This is a genomic window from Arthrobacter hankyongi (genome assembly GCF_022012395.1).
GTDB classification, from domain to species: domain Bacteria; phylum Actinomycetota; class Actinomycetes; order Actinomycetales; family Micrococcaceae; genus Crystallibacter; species Crystallibacter hankyongi.
Genome location: NZ_JAKLTQ010000011.1, coordinates 122076 through 138008, shown reverse-complemented (window position 1 = coordinate 138008; position 15933 = coordinate 122076). Strand labels below are relative to the sequence as shown.

13 protein-coding genes are annotated in these 15933 nt (G+C 65.9%); 5 read left to right on the top strand and 8 right to left on the bottom strand.

What is annotated here, in order from left to right:
• Nucleotides 1-89: 89 nt before the first annotated feature.
• The 4 genes from LVY72_RS14980 to LVY72_RS14965 all read left to right on the top strand — a co-directional run bounded on the left by LVY72_RS14980 (nt 90) and on the right by LVY72_RS14965 (nt 2926).
• Nucleotides 90-356: a hypothetical protein gene (locus LVY72_RS14980; RefSeq protein WP_237822269.1), complete on the top strand. Its 267-nt coding sequence runs from the start codon at nt 90-92 to the stop codon at nt 354-356.
• Nucleotides 357-360: 4 nt separating this feature from the next.
• Nucleotides 361-1029, top strand: a complete 669-nt coding sequence (locus LVY72_RS14975; RefSeq protein WP_237822267.1) for an RNA polymerase sigma factor — start codon at nt 361-363, stop codon at nt 1027-1029.
• Nucleotides 1026-1298, top strand: a complete 273-nt coding sequence (locus tag LVY72_RS14970; protein ID WP_237822265.1) for a hypothetical protein — start codon at nt 1026-1028, stop codon at nt 1296-1298. Before LVY72_RS14975 ends, LVY72_RS14970 begins: the two co-directional genes overlap by 4 nt.
• Nucleotides 1299-1366: 68 nt before the next feature.
• Nucleotides 1367-2926, top strand: coding sequence for an FAD-dependent oxidoreductase (locus LVY72_RS14965; protein ID WP_237822262.1), 1560 nt, complete (start codon nt 1367-1369; stop codon nt 2924-2926).
• Between the two features lie 78 nt (nt 2927-3004).
• Here the strand turns inward: LVY72_RS14965 and LVY72_RS14960 are convergent, their stop codons facing one another.
• The 6 genes from LVY72_RS14960 to speB form a co-directional block, all read right to left on the bottom strand.
• The gene (locus LVY72_RS14960; protein WP_237822260.1) at nt 3005-3883 is read right to left on the bottom strand and encodes a polysaccharide deacetylase family protein; all 879 of its coding nucleotides are present in this window, start codon (nt 3881-3883) and stop codon (nt 3005-3007) included.
• Nucleotides 3884-3913: 30 nt separating this feature from the next.
• A complete protein-coding gene (locus LVY72_RS14955) occupies nt 3914-4672 on the bottom strand; it encodes an SDR family NAD(P)-dependent oxidoreductase (protein ID WP_237822258.1) in 759 nt (252 codons plus the stop codon).
• A gap of 111 nt (nt 4673-4783) precedes the next feature.
• Nucleotides 4784-6079: a D-arabinono-1,4-lactone oxidase gene (locus LVY72_RS14950; protein WP_237822256.1), complete on the bottom strand. Its 1296-nt coding sequence runs from the start codon at nt 6077-6079 to the stop codon at nt 4784-4786.
• Between the two features lie 28 nt (nt 6080-6107).
• A complete protein-coding gene (locus LVY72_RS14945; protein WP_237822254.1) occupies nt 6108-7610 on the bottom strand; it encodes an aldehyde dehydrogenase family protein in 1503 nt (500 codons plus the stop codon).
• Nucleotides 7611-7691: 81 nt separating this feature from the next.
• Nucleotides 7692-9164 carry a purine-cytosine permease family protein gene (locus LVY72_RS14940; RefSeq protein ID WP_237822252.1) on the bottom strand — a complete coding sequence of 491 codons (1473 nt, stop codon included), beginning with the start codon at nt 9162-9164 and terminating at the stop codon, nt 7692-7694.
• A gap of 179 nt (nt 9165-9343) precedes the next feature.
• Nucleotides 9344-10348: an agmatinase gene (gene speB / locus LVY72_RS14935; protein WP_237822250.1), complete on the bottom strand. Its 1005-nt coding sequence runs from the start codon at nt 10346-10348 to the stop codon at nt 9344-9346.
• A 208-nt stretch (nt 10349-10556) separates the two neighbouring features.
• On the opposite strand from speB, the gene LVY72_RS14930 reads away from it, so the two are divergent.
• Nucleotides 10557-12101 (top strand): PucR family transcriptional regulator, encoded by a 1545-nt coding sequence (locus tag LVY72_RS14930; RefSeq protein ID WP_237822248.1) that lies wholly within the window; start codon nt 10557-10559, stop codon nt 12099-12101.
• A gap of 145 nt (nt 12102-12246) precedes the next feature.
• On the opposite strand, the gene gad is transcribed toward LVY72_RS14930, so the two are convergent.
• Nucleotides 12247-13626: a glutamate decarboxylase gene (gene gad / locus LVY72_RS14925; RefSeq protein WP_237822246.1), complete on the bottom strand. Its 1380-nt coding sequence runs from the start codon at nt 13624-13626 to the stop codon at nt 12247-12249.
• Between the two features lie 30 nt (nt 13627-13656).
• Complete coding sequence (locus LVY72_RS14920; RefSeq protein WP_237822244.1) at nt 13657-15729, bottom strand: chloride channel protein; 2073 nt, start codon at nt 15727-15729, stop codon at nt 13657-13659.
• Between the last annotated feature and the right edge of the window lie 204 nt (nt 15730-15933).

The window sequence follows — 15933 nt, the reverse complement described above, 5'->3', positions numbered from 1 at the left end:
TACCGGGACCCCGCTGCCGCAACCGATGGAATACAAATCCAACGGCTCGCCACGGTAAGACAGCGGCGTCGCGGTGACACTAAACCGGTATGACCATCCATCACGCGGTACCGCCGGCGGCCGGCGCTGCTGCCGCGGCCTGTCCCCAGGGCGGCGCAACCGGTAGCGACAGCATCACGGCCTGGCGCTGCCGCCTGCTGTACTCGGCCGGCTTTCCTGATACGCTGGCGCACCTGCTGGCGGCAACACCCGGAGTGGACATCCACGCCCTGCTCAATCTGGTGGACCGGGGCTGCCCGCCGGAACTGGCGGTCCGGATCCTCGGACCGTTCACAGACGACCGGGAACAGGAGTAGGCCGATGGCTGCCCTGGACGGCCCCGAACTGGCCGATGCCGACCCCCTACGCATGGCGGGCCTCCGCGAGGACTGGGTGGAACTGCTCAGCTCACCGGGACCGGGGCACGAAGATGCCCTGGCCCGGCTGCACGCACTCCTGTTGAGAGCCGCGCGGCACCAGGTAGCGCAGATGCTGGCCCAGACGCCGGCCATCGGGGAGGTCCGGCGGGAGGAGCTCATCCAACAGGCCGCCGATGAGGCCGTGGTCTCCGTGCTGGGAAAACTGTCGAGCTTCGAAGGCCGCAGCCAGTTCACCACCTGGGCCTACAAATTCGGCATCCTGCATGCCGCGGTGGAGGTCCGGCGCACCCTCTGGCGCCACCGCGAGGTGCCCTTGGAATTCCTGCCCGAACCCGCCGCCGTCGGAAGCTCCCCCGAACAGTTGGCCGAGGCAGCCGACTTTTCCCACGCCGTCGGCATCGCCATCGACCAGGTCCTGACCGCCCATCAGCGCAGGGTGGTACTGGCCCTGCTCGTGGACGACGTCCCCATCGATGTCCTGGCGGACCGGCTCGGCACCACCCGCAACGCCTTATACAAAACGCTCCACGACGCCCGGGGCCGGCTCCGCGCCCACCTGACGTCCGCCGGTTATCTAGCGCCGGTCAACACGAAGGGGGTGAATCCATGAACGGACCGCACCGCGAATTGACACCGGAGGCCGCACTGCGGCTGACTCTGGCCGCCGAGCCCTGGCTGTCCTGCGACGACTGCTTCGAGCAGATCGATGAGTACGTCGAGCGGGTACTCGCGGACCAGCACATGGGCATGCCGGCCATGCACGCCCACCTGGCCGGCTGCGGAGCCTGCGGCGAGGAGGGCCGGTCCCTGCTGCTGCTCGTGGCCGAAGACGAAGGCATCGACCCCGGCCCCGGACTGCGCCGCCTCGCCGCGGGGTAGGAACGACCGCCAGTGCGGCGCGGCTGCACCATATGCTTTTCCCCTGAATCAGTGAGGAGGACCGGACGATGCAAGATGGATCTACGCCGGACGGAGGCGCGGTGCCCGGGCGGCTGGAAGGCCGGCCGGTTTCCCTGTGGGTTGCCACCGCCGGACCCACCGGCTACCCCGCCCTGGCTGCCGACATCGACGTCGATATTGCCGTGATCGGCGGTGGCATTGCCGGGCTGACCGCCGCGCTGGCCCTCAAGCGCGCCGGCCAGAGTGTTGCCGTGCTGGAAGCGGCGCGGGTGGGCACCGGAGTCACCGGGCACACCACCGGCAAGGTGACTTCGCTGCACCGCCTCATCTACACCGAACTCGCCGGCAGCCACGGACCCGACACTGCACGCACCTATGGGCAGGCCAACCAGGCAGCGGTCGAACATATCGCGCGCGTTGTGGCGGACGAGGGCATCGACTGCGGCTTCCGCCGGGTGGCCAACTACACCTACGCCGAAACTGCGGACAGTCTGGCCCTCGTCCGCGAAGAAGCCGACCTTGCGGCCAGCCTCGGGTTGCCCGCCACCTTCACCACCGACGTGCCGCTGCCCTTCACGGTCAGGGGCGCGGTGCGCTTCGATGGCCAGGCACAGCTCCATGCGGTGAGATACGTGCAGGGCCTCGCCCGGGCGGTGGACGGTGACGGCTGCTTCGTGTTCGAGGAGTCGCCCGCACTCGGCCTGCGCGACGGTTCGCCCGCCGTCGTCGACACCCTGCACGGCTCCGTCCGGGCCCGCGACATCATCGTGGCCACCAACGTGCCCTTCGGCGACCAGGGCCTCCTCGCGGCCCGGTGCTACCTGCACCGCTCCTACCTCGTCGCCTGCCCGGTGGCTTCTCCCCTGCCGGATGCCACGTTCATCAGTGTCGACGAACCGATGCGCTCCATCCTGGGCGTCGATATCGACGGCGCCGGCTACCTGCTCGCCGGCGGCGAAGGCCACCGCGTGCCCGACGGCGGCGACAGCGCCGGGCGGTTCCGCCGGCTCGCGGCCTTCGCCCGCGAGCGCCTCGGCGCCGGCGAGGTTGCCTTCCGCTGGTCCACGCAGGACGGCATCCCCGTCGACGGACTGCCCTATGTCGGACGCCTGTCCCCGGAGGCCAGGCATGTTTACGTGATCACCGGCCTGCGCAAGTGGGGCCTGACCAACGGCACGGCCGCGGCACTGATGCTCACCGACGCGCTCAGCGGCAAGGACAACCCCTGGGCGGCGGTATTCGACAGCAGCCGTGCCGCTCCAATGGCCACCACGGAACGGTCCATGGCAAAGAGCGCCACCATCCCGGCCGCCGGGCCGGCCACCGAGCCTGCCGACCGGTCCGGCCACGTCCACCTCGCGCCGGGCGAGGGAACGGTCATGGAAGTGGACGGGGAGAAGACCGCCGTCTACGCGGACCCGGCCGGGCAGCTCCGGGCCGTCTCGGCCGTCTGCACCCACCTCGGCTGTATCGTCGAGTTCAACCCGGACGACGTGACCTGGGACTGCCCGTGCCACGGCTCCCGGTTCGCCACCGACGGCACCGTCATCCAGGGCCCCGCCACACTGGACCTCCCGCCCCGGCCGACACCTTCCGGACAGGCCTGACGAGGCAGGCCGCGCCGGTGCGGCATCGACCCCTGCCAGGAGCTTCTCGATACGCCATGGCCGTCACGGCCCCCCGGCTCAGTAGTCCGGATACAGTTCCTCGGACGCGGTAACTGGATTGAGGGGCCCGGCAACCAGACCAGGATCACCGAGTGCCGCTTCCGCGAGCGCTGCGCACGTCGAGAAGCGGACGTCGCCTCGTTCCAGGGCTGCCTCGATGACGGTCCGCAGCGCCTCCAGCCGTCCTGCCCGCCCGGTGAGGAACGGATGGCAGGTCAGCATGAAGAGAGCGCCATGACGCCGCATGGCGTCGATCTCGTGGATCCACATGTCAGCGACGACCAGCGGCGACTGGATGATTTCACCGATCCTGGGTTCCGGGAGGAAGGCATACTGCTCCCAGTCGTCCAGGCTCCAATGCGGGGGCAGTTCCGCAACTGTCCCCGCGGGGGTTTCAATGAGATACGGGACGTCCGCATCCATCAAGCTGGAATCGTATTTCAGCCCGTACTCGGCTACCAGCAACGGAGTCCGCCAGGAGGGCTGCCACAGTGCGGCGCGATGCCCCCGTGGCGAAATGCCGAAGCGCCCCAGTGCGGAAAGCGCCCGATCGAAATCGGCGCGCTCATCGTCGAAAGTCATGTTCACCGCGGTGCGGTGGGTGTGTGAGTGGTGCGCGATCTCATGACCCGATTCCAGGACCTGTTCCACCATGTGGGGATATCGTTCTGCGGTGACGCCGGGAATGAAGAACGTGGCCGGTTGCTGCAGATCGTCCAACATTTGGAGAATCCGGGGAACACCCACTTTGGGGCCGAATGCTTGGTGGGTCATCGCCATCGCATTGTCCGCATAGCGGCGGCCGGCCGCCAGGATCGGAGACTCTGCGTCGACGTCGAAGGTCAATGCGGCCACGCAGGCCGCCCCCTGTCTCCATCCGCCCTTATCGAATGTCATGTTCGCTCCTGTCGATTCTCACTCTGAGGTTCAATGCCCGAGTGGAAAGGTCGTCGTCCGGCCACCGTCGACGACAAGGTTTGTTCCCGTGACATATGAGGATTCAGGACCCAGCAGCCACAGCGCCGCGGCTGCAATCTCCTCAGGCAGGGCGAACCGGCCAAGTGGTACGGAGGCTTCGTCCCTGGCGCGTTCTGCTTCGTTCGCGAACTCGGCCGCGAGCATCGGCGTATCCGTCGTGCCTGGCGACAGTGCGTTGACCCGGACGCCTGCAGGTGCGAGTTCGGCGGCCAGCGACCGCATCATCGCCAGCACGCCGCCTTTGGTCGCAGTGTAGGCGGTGTAGCCGGCCTGGCCGACCAGTGACAGCTCGCTGGCAGTGCAGACGAGCGATCCACCGCCGTTGGCTGTGAGCGTTCTCGCCGCCGCCCGGGCGAAGTGGAAGGTGCCGGTCAGGTTCACCTGGACCAGTCGCTGCCACAGCTCGTCGGACGTTTCGGCGATGGGCGCCACACTGGAAATCCCTGCGGCGTTGAAGGCTCCGCTCAGTGGACCGAACTCCGCTTCCGCCTGGGCGAAGGCACCGTCGACCTGCCGGGACACCGAGACGTCGGCTTCGACGAAGAGCACGGTGCCCGAGAGTTGGCGTCGTGCGTCCTCAAGCAACCGGTCAGGCAGCCCGACGGCGGCCACCCTCGCCCCTTGCGCCAGCAGGGCCCGGGTGGTTGCCAGTCCGATGCCGGAACTGGCGCCTGTGACAAGGTAGGCCCTGTCCTGAAAATGGCTCATGTCTTCTTTTCCCGCATCGAATTCGTAGGTTCAGGTGTTCGCCGTCAATATCGGAGGGTGGAAAGCCTGCCCCCGGACACGGGTCCGGGGGCAGGCACCGGGATTGCTGGTTTAGCCGACCAGGGCCCGGGTGTGGTCGTTGAGGAACATGCCGCGGGGATCGAACTCCCGGCGGACCTGGATGAAGGTGTCAAGCTCCGGGTAGAGGCGCTCCAGGCGGCTCCGCGTCATGAAGTGGATCTTTCCCCAGTGAGCGCGCGGCTCGAATTCCTGCAGCACGGCATCTGCATCCCGGAAGAAGGGCCAGTAGTCGGTCCCCGGTTCGGTGGTCAGGGTAATAACGGTGGTGTCGCGCCCCTGGAACTGGGACAGGTAACCCTCGTCGGCCTTCACCCAGCGGACCTCAACGGGGTACTTCTGGTCGGGATGCTTGGTGCGGATCAGGTCCCGGACAGCCTCGAAGGCTGCCAAACCGTATTCGTTGGGAACGAAGTACTCGAGTTCATGGAACGGTGTGGTGAATCCACCCGGGTAAATGCGGTAAGACCGGTCCAGCCGGGCACCCTCCGTACGGGAAATCTCGCGTTCGTCCCGGACCTGGGCGATGTTGTACCGCTTGGTGTAGCTGCGGTCTGCCATGCCTTGGCCCGGTGAACCGGGGAGGTCCAGGAGCTCGCAGGAACCGTCCTCCGGGCACCAGAGGAACGAGTAGTGCCGGTTCCCGTCGATGTCGGCCTGCCACGTTTCCGCCGTCTGGGTCCAGGTGGGGTACGTGATCTCCTCCTGCAGGTAATAGCGCTCCTCGACCGCCAGCTCGACCTCCAGGAAAATCCCGAGCGTCCCCAAAGCGACCTGGGCGGCCCGGAGTTCGCGCAGCTGCCCTTCACCGATCTCGACGATCTCGCCGTAGCCGTTGATCAGCCTGACCCAGCGCAGGTTGGATGAGAAGCTGCCCAGGTTTTTTCCGGAGCCGTGGGTGCTGGTCGAAAGTGCCCCGGCGATCTGCTGCTTGTCGATATCGCCCTGGTTGCCCAGGGCCAGCCCCTGCTCCCAGAGCGGATCGCCGAAGGCGCTGATGGTGGTGCCGGCCAGGGCCCTCGCCCGACGCAGCGTGCGGTCGGTTCCGGTGATGGCCGAGAGTGCGGACATGTCCAGCAGGACGCCGCCGGTCTGCACCAGCGGAGAGGACGAGTGCCCTGAGCCGACAGCGCGGACGGGCAGGCCTTCGCGGATGGCGAACCGGACGGCGTCGAGTGCCTCCTGTTCATTCCGCGGCCGGACCGTGAAGGCCGGCGTGGCGCTCTGGTTGCCGCCCCAGTTGGTCCAGGTGACGTCTGTCCCGAAGGGAGCAGGCGGGGTTGCGGCGCGCGCCGGCGACGCGGTGTGGTGCTGGTTCGTGGTGGTCATTGCTACGCTCCGATGCTGGTCTTAACGCTCAAGCGCCGTGGTTGATCATGACGTGCTTGGTGCGGGAGTAATCGTCCAGGGCATACAGCGAGAGGTCGCGGCCGTAGCCGGATCCCTTGAAGCCGCCCCACGGAACCTCGCAAGCCAGCACCAGGTGTGAATTGACCCAGACGGTGCCGAAATCGAGTTGCTTCGGAACGCTGAGCGAGAGGCCCGAATCCCGCGTCCAGACCGAGGCAGAAAGGCCGTAGGGGCTCTCGTTTGCCCGGGTAATGGCCTCTTCGGTGGTGCTGAAGGACTCGACCGTCACGACGGGGCCAAAGATTTCATGGGTAGCAATGTGCGCCCCGGCCGGTACGTTGCTGATCACCGTGGGTTCAATGAAGTACCCGGGGCCGTCCACCGCCGAGCCGCCGATGGCCACCTGGAGACCGGCAGATTTTGCCTCCGCCAGCGATTCCTTCACGCGTTCGAAGTGCGGGCGCGAGATCATGGGACCGATTTCGACGTCGTCCCCTGCGCCTGGGGCGCCGACGACGAGCGTGCCGACTTCCCGCACCAGGTGCTCGGTAAACTCCTCGGCCACCGACTCGTGGACGAGCACGCGGCAGGCGGCGCCACAGTCCTGCCCGGCATTCCAGAAGCCGGCGTTTCGCACGCCGGCGGCGGCAGCGCGGAGGTCGGCATCGGGGAAGACCACCACAGGGGCCTTGCCGCCGAGCTCCAGGTGGACGCGCTTGACGGACCGGCCGGCGGTCTCGGCCACTGCCTGTCCGCTGACGACGCTTCCGGTCAGCGCAACGAGGGCGATCTCAGGATGTTCGGCGAGCCGCTGACCAACAGTCCGGCCCTGTCCCGTCACGATATTGAGAATTCCATCGGGAATGCGTCCGGCGACAAGTTCTGCCAGCTTCAGAGTGGAGAGCGGAGTCTGTTCCGAAGGCTTGAGGACGATGCTGTTGCCGGCCGCCAGGATGGGGGCGATCTTCCACGCAGCCATCAGCAGCGGGTAGTTCCAGGGCGTGATGACCCCGACGACGCCGACCGGCTCCCGGAGGATGACCGAGGTATGTCCGGTGGCGTAGTCGCCACCTGCCATGGACGTCAGCGTGCGGGAAGCCCCCGCCATGAACCGGAAGGTGTCGATGGTGCTGGAGACATCGTCCTCCGCGACGGCCCGCGGTTTGCCGGTGTTGGTGGACTCGATGATTTCGAAAGCTTCCCGGTTGGCTTCAATGATGTTGGCAATCAGGGAGAGCACCTCGGAGCGTTCCTTCGGTGTCGTGGCGCCCCAGGACTTCTGCGCCGCCACGGCCGCTTCAACCGCAACGTCCACATCCGCGGCAGTGCCTGCCTGCACGGATGCGATGACCTGCTCCGTGGTGGGGTCGACGACGTCGATAAACTGCGTCGACGAGCCGGGTACGAACGCGCCGCCGATGAAGTGTCCGGTGGGAGGCAAAACGCCGGCGCAGCTTTGCTCCGTGGAAGAGCGGCGGACGGTGAATCGTTCGATGCCAGTGAGTGTCATGATCTTCAGCCTTTGCTTTCTGCGCCGGTCCCGGCGCGGGGAGTTCCTGTGGGGGTGGGCGGTGTCTGCCCGGGGTGGGCGTTAGGCCCGCGGTGCGTCAATCAGGTCGGCTGCGGGTGTGGGCGGCCGAAAGGGGGCGGCATCCGGCGTCTTCCGGAACATGCGTGCCGCGAAGTAGTAGAGCGGTGCAACGACCACCAGGCCAACAATCCACGAGAGGTCCACGCCGTCCATCGCTGCCGCAAGAGGGCCCGTGTAGACCGCTGTTGCCGAGAACGGAATCTGGATCAGTGCGCCGGCAACATAGGCTCCGATCGCTACCCAGTTGAACCTGCCGTACACCCCTCCGTCGCGCTGGAAGAAGTCTTCAACCCGGTAGTCGCCGTGACGCAGCAGGTAGTAGTCGACCAGGTTGATGGCCGTCCAGGGAACCAGCACGTACATCAGGAAGAAGAGGAAGTTCTGATAGAAGAAGATGAAATTATCGCGCGCGAACAGCGCGATCATCAGGGCGAACGTAAAGATGATGATCGCTGCAACGCTTCGGGTCTTGGCGCGGGGCAACCAGTTGGGCCGGAACGTCTGCCCAATGGTGAGGGTGCACAGGACCCCGCAGTACAGGTTCATGGCGTTCGACGCCGCAACGCCCAGGCAGAAGATTCCGATCACCGCCATGGTCCATGGCTTGAGCAGGGCTCCGAGGCTTCCGACGATTTCGACGTTGCTGCCATCGTTGATCAGGGTCAGGGCGAACGTTCCCACCAAGGCCCCCAGGATCATCGGGAAGAGGGTCCCCAGGACGCAGCCTGAGTAGGATGCCCAGAACGCCGGGGCCGAGCCGGTGCCCTGCGGCATGTACCGGGAGTAGTCCGAGACGTAGGGAGCATAGGCCAGCTGCCACAGGGCGGAGACGGAGATGGTCCCCATGAAGCCCACCCAGTTGAAGTTGCCCTGGTCCAGGAAACTGGCCGGCAATCCCTGCACGGCCAGGATCCAGACGAAGGCCAGCACCAGCGCCAGACCGGCCGCGATGCTCAGGATGCGTGCATAGGCGTGGATGAGCCGGTAGCCGAAGATGGTGGCAACGACGCTCACGACGCCAATGACAATGATGCCTGCGTCAACACTGATGCCCGGGTTCACTGCGGCCAGTGCTTCGCCGCCAAAGACCAGGTTTGCCGCGAAAAACCCGACGTACATGACCACCACGATCACAACGATCAGCAGTGCCCCGTACGAGCCGAATTGTCCGCGGGTCTGGATCATCTGCGCCACGCCCAGCTGCGGACCTTGGGCCGAATGCAGGGCCATGAAGATGCCACCGACAAGGTTCCCGATGATGATGCCGACGATGGCGGGCACAAAGCTGAGTCCGAACACCGTCGTCGCGAGTCCCCCGGTCACGATGGTCATGATCATGATGTTGGAACCGAACCAGATGGTGAAGAGGTCCCGGGCTTTTCCGTGACGCTCGTCGGCGGGGATGGGTTGGATGGTCTTGTCCTCGAGCCGGGGCACCTCGGCCGCGACGGCGTGGGTGGGGTGATCGCTCATGACGCGTTCCAGTAGTACATGGGAACCTCTTTGTTCTTGCCCGGCGCTTCATCGAGCACGGGAGCTGATATAACAATCATTCGTGATATTCGCCACAGGCGGAATCCGGCGATTGACTATACACCGCGATCCTGTTCATACAGATGTACAAACCTGGGGCGATGCGCGGCCATTGCGGCTCAAACGGTGGCGGATTCCAGGTCCGGGGTGACGGTGGCGGAGGCCTTGCTGCGGTTCACCATCAGGGCGAGGAGGTCGAAGACCAGGGTTGCCGCGGCGACCGTGGTGATGTCTGCGTGGTCGTAGGCCGGGGCAACCTCGACGACGTCGGCGCCCACGATGTTGATTCCGTCAAGTCCGCGGAGCAGCGCCAGCAGTTCGCGCGAGTGAAGGCCGCCCATTTCCGGGGTGCCGGTGCCCGGCGCGTAGGACGGGTCGAGGACATCGATGTCGATGGAGACGTAGACCGGGGTGTCGCCAAGCCGCTCCTTGACGCGCTGGACCGCGGCCGGAACTCCGATGACGTCCAGGTCCGAGCAGCGGATGATCTGGAAGCCGAACTCGTGGTCGCGCAGGAAGTCGTTGCGGTCATATACCGGGCCGCGGATGCCCACATGCATCGATTTGTCCTCGACCAGCAGGCCTTCTTCGAACGCCCGGCGGAAGATGGTCCCATGCGTGACCGGCTGGTCGAAATAGGTATCCCATGTGTCCAGGTGTGCGTCGAAGTGCAGCAGGGCCACCGGACCGTGGACCTTGTTCAAGGCCCGCAGCATCGGGAGCGCAATGGTGTGGTCGCCGCCGACGGAGATGAGCCGCTTGCCCGAGCCGGCGCCGCCGAGAAGCGGGAGGGCCTGCTCCTCGATCTCGCGGACTGCGCGGGCGATGTCGTAGGGAGTGCAGGCGATGTCGCCGGCGTCGACAACCTGGGCCTCATACACTGGCTCGACGTCGAGCTCCGGGTGGTAGCCGGGGCGCAGCAGCCGGGACGCTTCACGGACTGCCGCCGGCCCGAAGCGGGCGCCGGGGCGGTAGGAGGTGCCGCCGTCGAACGGTACGCCGACGATCGCAATGTCGTAGTCCGGCACGCGGTCAATCTGGGGAAGCCGGGCGAAGGTGCCCAGGCCCGCGAAGCGTGGGACTTTCGTGGCGTCGACGGGACCGATGGGCTGGTGCGTGGTCATGACAGGAGTCCTCCAATTGCTTTGGTTACAGCCGGCCCGCAGATGTTGTCTCCGTACTGAGCTCCTGCGCCGGTCGAGGTCTATGCCTTAACTATTGGTGATCGGCGTCACGTGGCATATGAGTCGATTGACTACAAATCACCGAGGAGCTTATACATATGTATAAGCGGCTGGGGGTGGCCTCCGGACTCATGGACAGGAACCACGCATGGCGATCACCGTGGCCGAACTGCTGGCCGAGCCCCAGCTGGGTTTGAGCCTGCTGGCGGGCTCCGCCGGCTTGGACAACCGGGTCACGTGGGCCCACACCTCCGACCTCCCACGCTTGTGGGAATGGGTGACCGGCGGCGAGCTCATGATGACCAACGGGCTCTCCATTCCGGCAGATCCCGAGGGGCAGGTCGCACTTGCCGAGGCATTGGTCGACGCAGGTGCCAGTGCCCTGGCGATCGGCGAGCAGATGCATGCCCCTGAACTCCTCCCCCAGTTCATCGAAGCCTGCGACCGGTTGCCATTGCCACTCATCAGCATCCCCTACCCGCTTCCGTTCATCGCCATCGCCCGTTCGGTCGCCGAGTCTTCCTTGCTGGAGGAATCGCGCAGACTGCGGCAGACGGCCCGCATCTATGACCTGCTGCGGCTGGCCGGGCCATCTGAGGACAACTGGCTACGTCTGGTCCAAGGCCTCGAAGCCGAACTCGACGCCAGCCTGTTCGTGGTTGATCGACGCTGCCTGCACGCCTGGCATCCCGGAAGCCGGGCATTGCCGCCGGTGCTCAGGCAGCAACTTGAACCGCTGACCAGCAAGTCGCCGGTAGCCAGCAAGAAGTTCCAGTGGCACCGCTTCGGGGACCGCCACCTGCTGATGATGGATGTTCCGACCCATGCCAACGCGCTGCTGGTGGTGCTGCCGAAATCCGAGCCGCACCCGGATGCGGTGGTGCTGCTGCATGCGGCCACAGTCCTGGGCCTGGAACTGTCGCGGACGGTGCTGTCCCTCGAGAACCAGCGCCGGCTGGGCGCGGAGTTCCTGTTGCAGGCCTTTGACGGGCGCCTGGGCATAGCCGGCATTGAAAGCCGGCTGCCCGAGTTCGGGATTCCATCGCGGGAGTTCCTCATCGTCTCCCTGTCCAGCGACGACGGAGAGCAACTGGCAGGAGTCCACGTTGATCTGTGGCGGCACGGCTACCCGGCGGCGTGCCAGCGCAGGTTCAATACCATGCATTTGGCTGTCGCGGCAGAATGCACCGACGAGCTGCTGCGTCATGCCGTCCCCTCGGATGTGAGGATCGGGATCAGCCGGCCTTGCACGGCCGCTGGTGTGCAGAGGGCTCTTCAGGAATCGATGTGGGCACTTGGGACGGCATCGAGCACCGGCGAGCGGTTGGTCCGCTATGCCGAGGGGCCCTCGTGGCTCGGGCTCACCAGCTTCGAGGAAGGCAACGCACTGGTGCAGCGGCTCCTCGGACCCATTTTCGCGTACGAACAGGGAGAAAACGGGGACCTCATCGTCACGCTGAAGACGTTCCTTGACTCACAACGGTCCTGGCAGAAGACGGCCGCGGCGCTGTTCGCGCATCGGCAGACCATCATCTACCGCATCCGGAAGATCAGCGAGCTGACGGGCCTCGATATGACCGAGACTTCCACGCTGGCGCAACTGTGGTTTGCCCTGCAGATCCATGAAGCCATGGAGCTCCACGATCATCCGCGGCGGCTACCGGCGGCCGAGGCCGGCACTCCAGGACGTTGACAGCCAGCGCGGCACCGTCCCGGTGCCGACAGTGCGGTACGGGGATCGATTCATCGAAGAACAGGCGCGCCGGCCGGACTCCGGCGGGTGCGCCGCCGGAGTCCGGCCGGATATATCGGGCCCGGTGCGTCACCGTTGCGCCGGGTCAATGGCCGGGTCCGGTAACGATCTTGTTTCGCTCGGATTCGTGCGCGCCGCCCTTCTTGGCCAGCGTGGAACACGCCTCTTCGATGTCGCGGGCAAGCGTGTCGACGTGCTCGCGGCTCAGCGTTTCCTTGACCAGCGCCCGCATGATCGTCACGTCTTGGGCATTCGGCGGCAAAGTGTAAGCCGGCACCATCCAGCCGCGCTCGGCCGCAAGCTGCCAGGCAATGTCGAACTCGTCGTACCCGGTTTCGGCGGCGAGCCGGAACGCGACCAGGGGAAGCTGCTCCTCGGTGCGGCCGATGATCTCGAACCGGCCCATGGCGTCCAACTTCTCGGCGAGGACGCGGGCATTGGCCTGCATGTTCTGCATGATGTAGGTGTAACCGGCGCGGCCATAGCGCACGAAGTTGTAGTACTGGGCGAGAACCATCGCCGAGCCGGTGGAGAAGTTCAGGGTGAAGGTCGAGTCGGTCTTGCCGAGGTAGTTCTCCTCGAAGACGAGGTCCTTGGCCAGGTCGGCCGTCTCCCGGAAGACCAGCCAGCCGATGCCGGGATAGACCAGTCCGAACTTGTGCCCGGAGACATTGATGGAGCGGACCTGCTCGAGCCGGAAGTCCCACGCTGAGTCCGGGTAGAGGAAGGGCCAGACGAACCCCCCGCTGGCCCCGTCCACGTGCAGTGGAACATCAAGGCCTCGCTCACGCTTGATCTGCAGCAGCAGGTCGTTGATGCCGGCGATGTCGTCCTTGTGCCCGGTGAACGTCGTACCCAGCACGGCTGCGACACCGATGGTGTTCTCATCGACATGGGGCTGCACGTCGTCCGGGCCGATCGTGTACTTCCCCGGCCGCAGCGGCACGATCCGCGGCTCGACGTCGAAGTAGCGGCAGAACTTCTCCCACACGACATGCACGTCGCCGCCGAAGACCAGGTTCGGGTTCGACGTCGACGCGCCGGCGGCCTCGCGGCGCTTGCGCCAGTTCCACTTCAGGGACAGACCGCCGAGCATGATCGCCTCGGATGATCCCTGGGTCCGGGCCCCCGTCGTCTCGCCGGGCGCGTGGAAGAGGTCGGCGAGCATCCGAATGCAGCGCTGCTCGATCTCGGCCGTGCGGGGATATTCGGCGTGGTCGATGAAATTGCGGTGAAGGTTCGCGGCGATGATCTGCTGGGCCTGCGGCTCCATCCATGTCGTCACGAAGGTCGCCAGGTTCCGGGCCGGGTCACCCTCCAGCGCCAGATCCTCCGACACCAGCCGCAAAGCGTCCTGGGCAGGAATACCGGTCTCCGGAAACTCGCGGCTCGGAACCTCCTGGGTGATGAATCGATTGCCGAACAGCGCCACGTCGGCATCCGTTGGCTGGGAATTTACTGACATCACTTCTCCTTCAGGGACTGTTGAAGAGGGTTACGGTTCAGTTCCCCGGTTCGCCGGAACCGAGGCGTCGGTGGATTCTGGATTCAGCATCAGAATCGCGCCGGTGAGGAAGCACAGGGCTCCCACGAGGGTGCCGAGGTTGGACAGTTCGGCGTTCCAGAGATCGCCGCTCGACGGTATGACAAAAGCGGCGGCAGCCGAGATGCCGAACGCGACGGAGCCGGCCAGATTGATCATTCCGATATTCCAGGTCCGAGGCTTGGGCCGGCCGGCTATGGCACCGAGACCAGCTTCCCGCAACGCCACACCGCTGGACACGAGGAAGGCGATTGAACCCAGAGCGTCCGGCCGCCACACCCGCTGGTCGGCCAGCGCCGCACTGAGATTGAGCTGCAGTGCGTTTCCCGTGCTCCAGTTGAACCACAGCGTGCCGGCAAGTTGAACCGCGGCCGCGAGCCAGCCGAGATTCCGCGGCGCCCATACCCAAAACGAACGGCGCAGCGAGGCACCCACAGCCGGTAGCGCGTCAACGGCTTCGCGGTACTGCAGGAACGCCGCACAGGTGAAGAACAGCGAACCGACGAAGAATGTGACCGCATCCACGCGTAGTCCCACGGCCTCGGCGTATGGCGGCACCGCCCCCAAGGCGAACAGGCTCGAGCCGATGATGAAGAACCAGGCGATCCGCCGGTCCCGTCCGTTCGAACGGCCCGCGCTCGCGGTTTCGGTTGCATGGCCGGTACTCGAGGGAGCCCGCCGCCGGACGTCACCGGCATCGTCAGGCGCCACGGGTGACCTCGGGTCCGGGACCGGGAGCACATTGATGATCACGAAGGCCACCGCCACGGCCACCACCACCTGGGGTGTTACGGTCACACCGTCCACTCCCAGCAGCAGCGTGGCCAGCAGCGTCGACGTCAACGGCAGCCGCAGCATGGCTGCGCACATGGCTCCCATGCCCATGCCGATCCCTGCCGCGGGATCCATTCCGGGCAACCCGCTCGCAGCAATGCCGAGCGCCGCACCGATGAACATCGACGGGAACACCGGCCCACCACGAAATGCGCTTAGCGACAGCCCGTAGACCACGGTCTTACAAACGATCAGCAGGAGCAACACAGCAAGCGAGTAGTCCGCGGCGTGTTCCACCAGCTCCGGAAGTGCGTCCTGCCCCGAGAACAGCACCTGCGTAAAGCTGTGCCCGGAGACCATCTGGTACACCATTGCGGTAAGACCGATCAGCAGGCCGAGCGCAGACGTCACCAACACCCGGTTCAGATGCACGATGGGTCGAAGCGACAGCGCGACCCAGCGGATCAACCATCCCAACAGCGCACCGGCCGCGCCCATGATCACGGCCCAGCCCATCGTCGCCAACGTCGGCGGCACCGCAGGCGGCACCACGGGCAGCGCCAGCGAGAAACTGCCCAACCCGGTCCAGCCGTCCAAGCCGACGAACACCAGCGCCCCGACGCCGGATGCGAGCAGTCCGGGCAAGGCCATCAGGCTCAGCGTCATTCCCCCGATCCCGGCGGCCTCCATGATCAGGAATGCACCGAGCACCGGAGACCCGAGCAGGGTACTGATCGCCGCGAAGCTCCCAGCCGACGCTATGATCGTCAGGGCCATCGGCGGAGCGTCCTTCTTCACCAGGTGCACCGCCAACGCCCCGAGGCCGCCACCGATCGCGATCAACGGCCCCTCGGGCCCGAGCACCGCACCCAGGCTGAGCGTGGTCAGCGCCGCGAGAACGATGCCCGCCAATTCCCGCCCGCTGGGCGGACCGCCGCCTGTCTTGAATCCGAAAGCAGGTGAATGCCCTCCGGTTCCCGGCAAAAAACGGATGGTCAGCGCCGTCAACAGCCCGCACAGCACCAACCATGGAACCGGCCACCACGCAGGAGCAGGACCCCCGAAGACCTGATCCGGAAGCCCGACGAAGACGAACCGCTGGAGCGTCGCGACCAAAGCGAGAAAAGCGTACGCAATGATCGAGATGGGAACGCCCAGTACCGCTGCCAACAAGAGCGCAGCAATGTACGGCCTGGAACGGATCACGGCGACCGGATCGATGCTGGCCGGCGGCGCGGCAGGCCCGCTCATTCCCGGCAATCCGGCACGGACCCGGCCATCATCCGGCTAAAAGCCGCCTCCCCGGCAGGCGGCCGCGCCAAGAGGAGCGAGAGAACAGGTTTGGTGCACCTGCGGCAACAGTTGAACACCTCTTCTCCTTCACTGGTCGTTCGCCACCGTAGCGCTTCCATTGGGGGCAGTCTTCACCCAATGCGGGTGAAAGAGAACCAACGA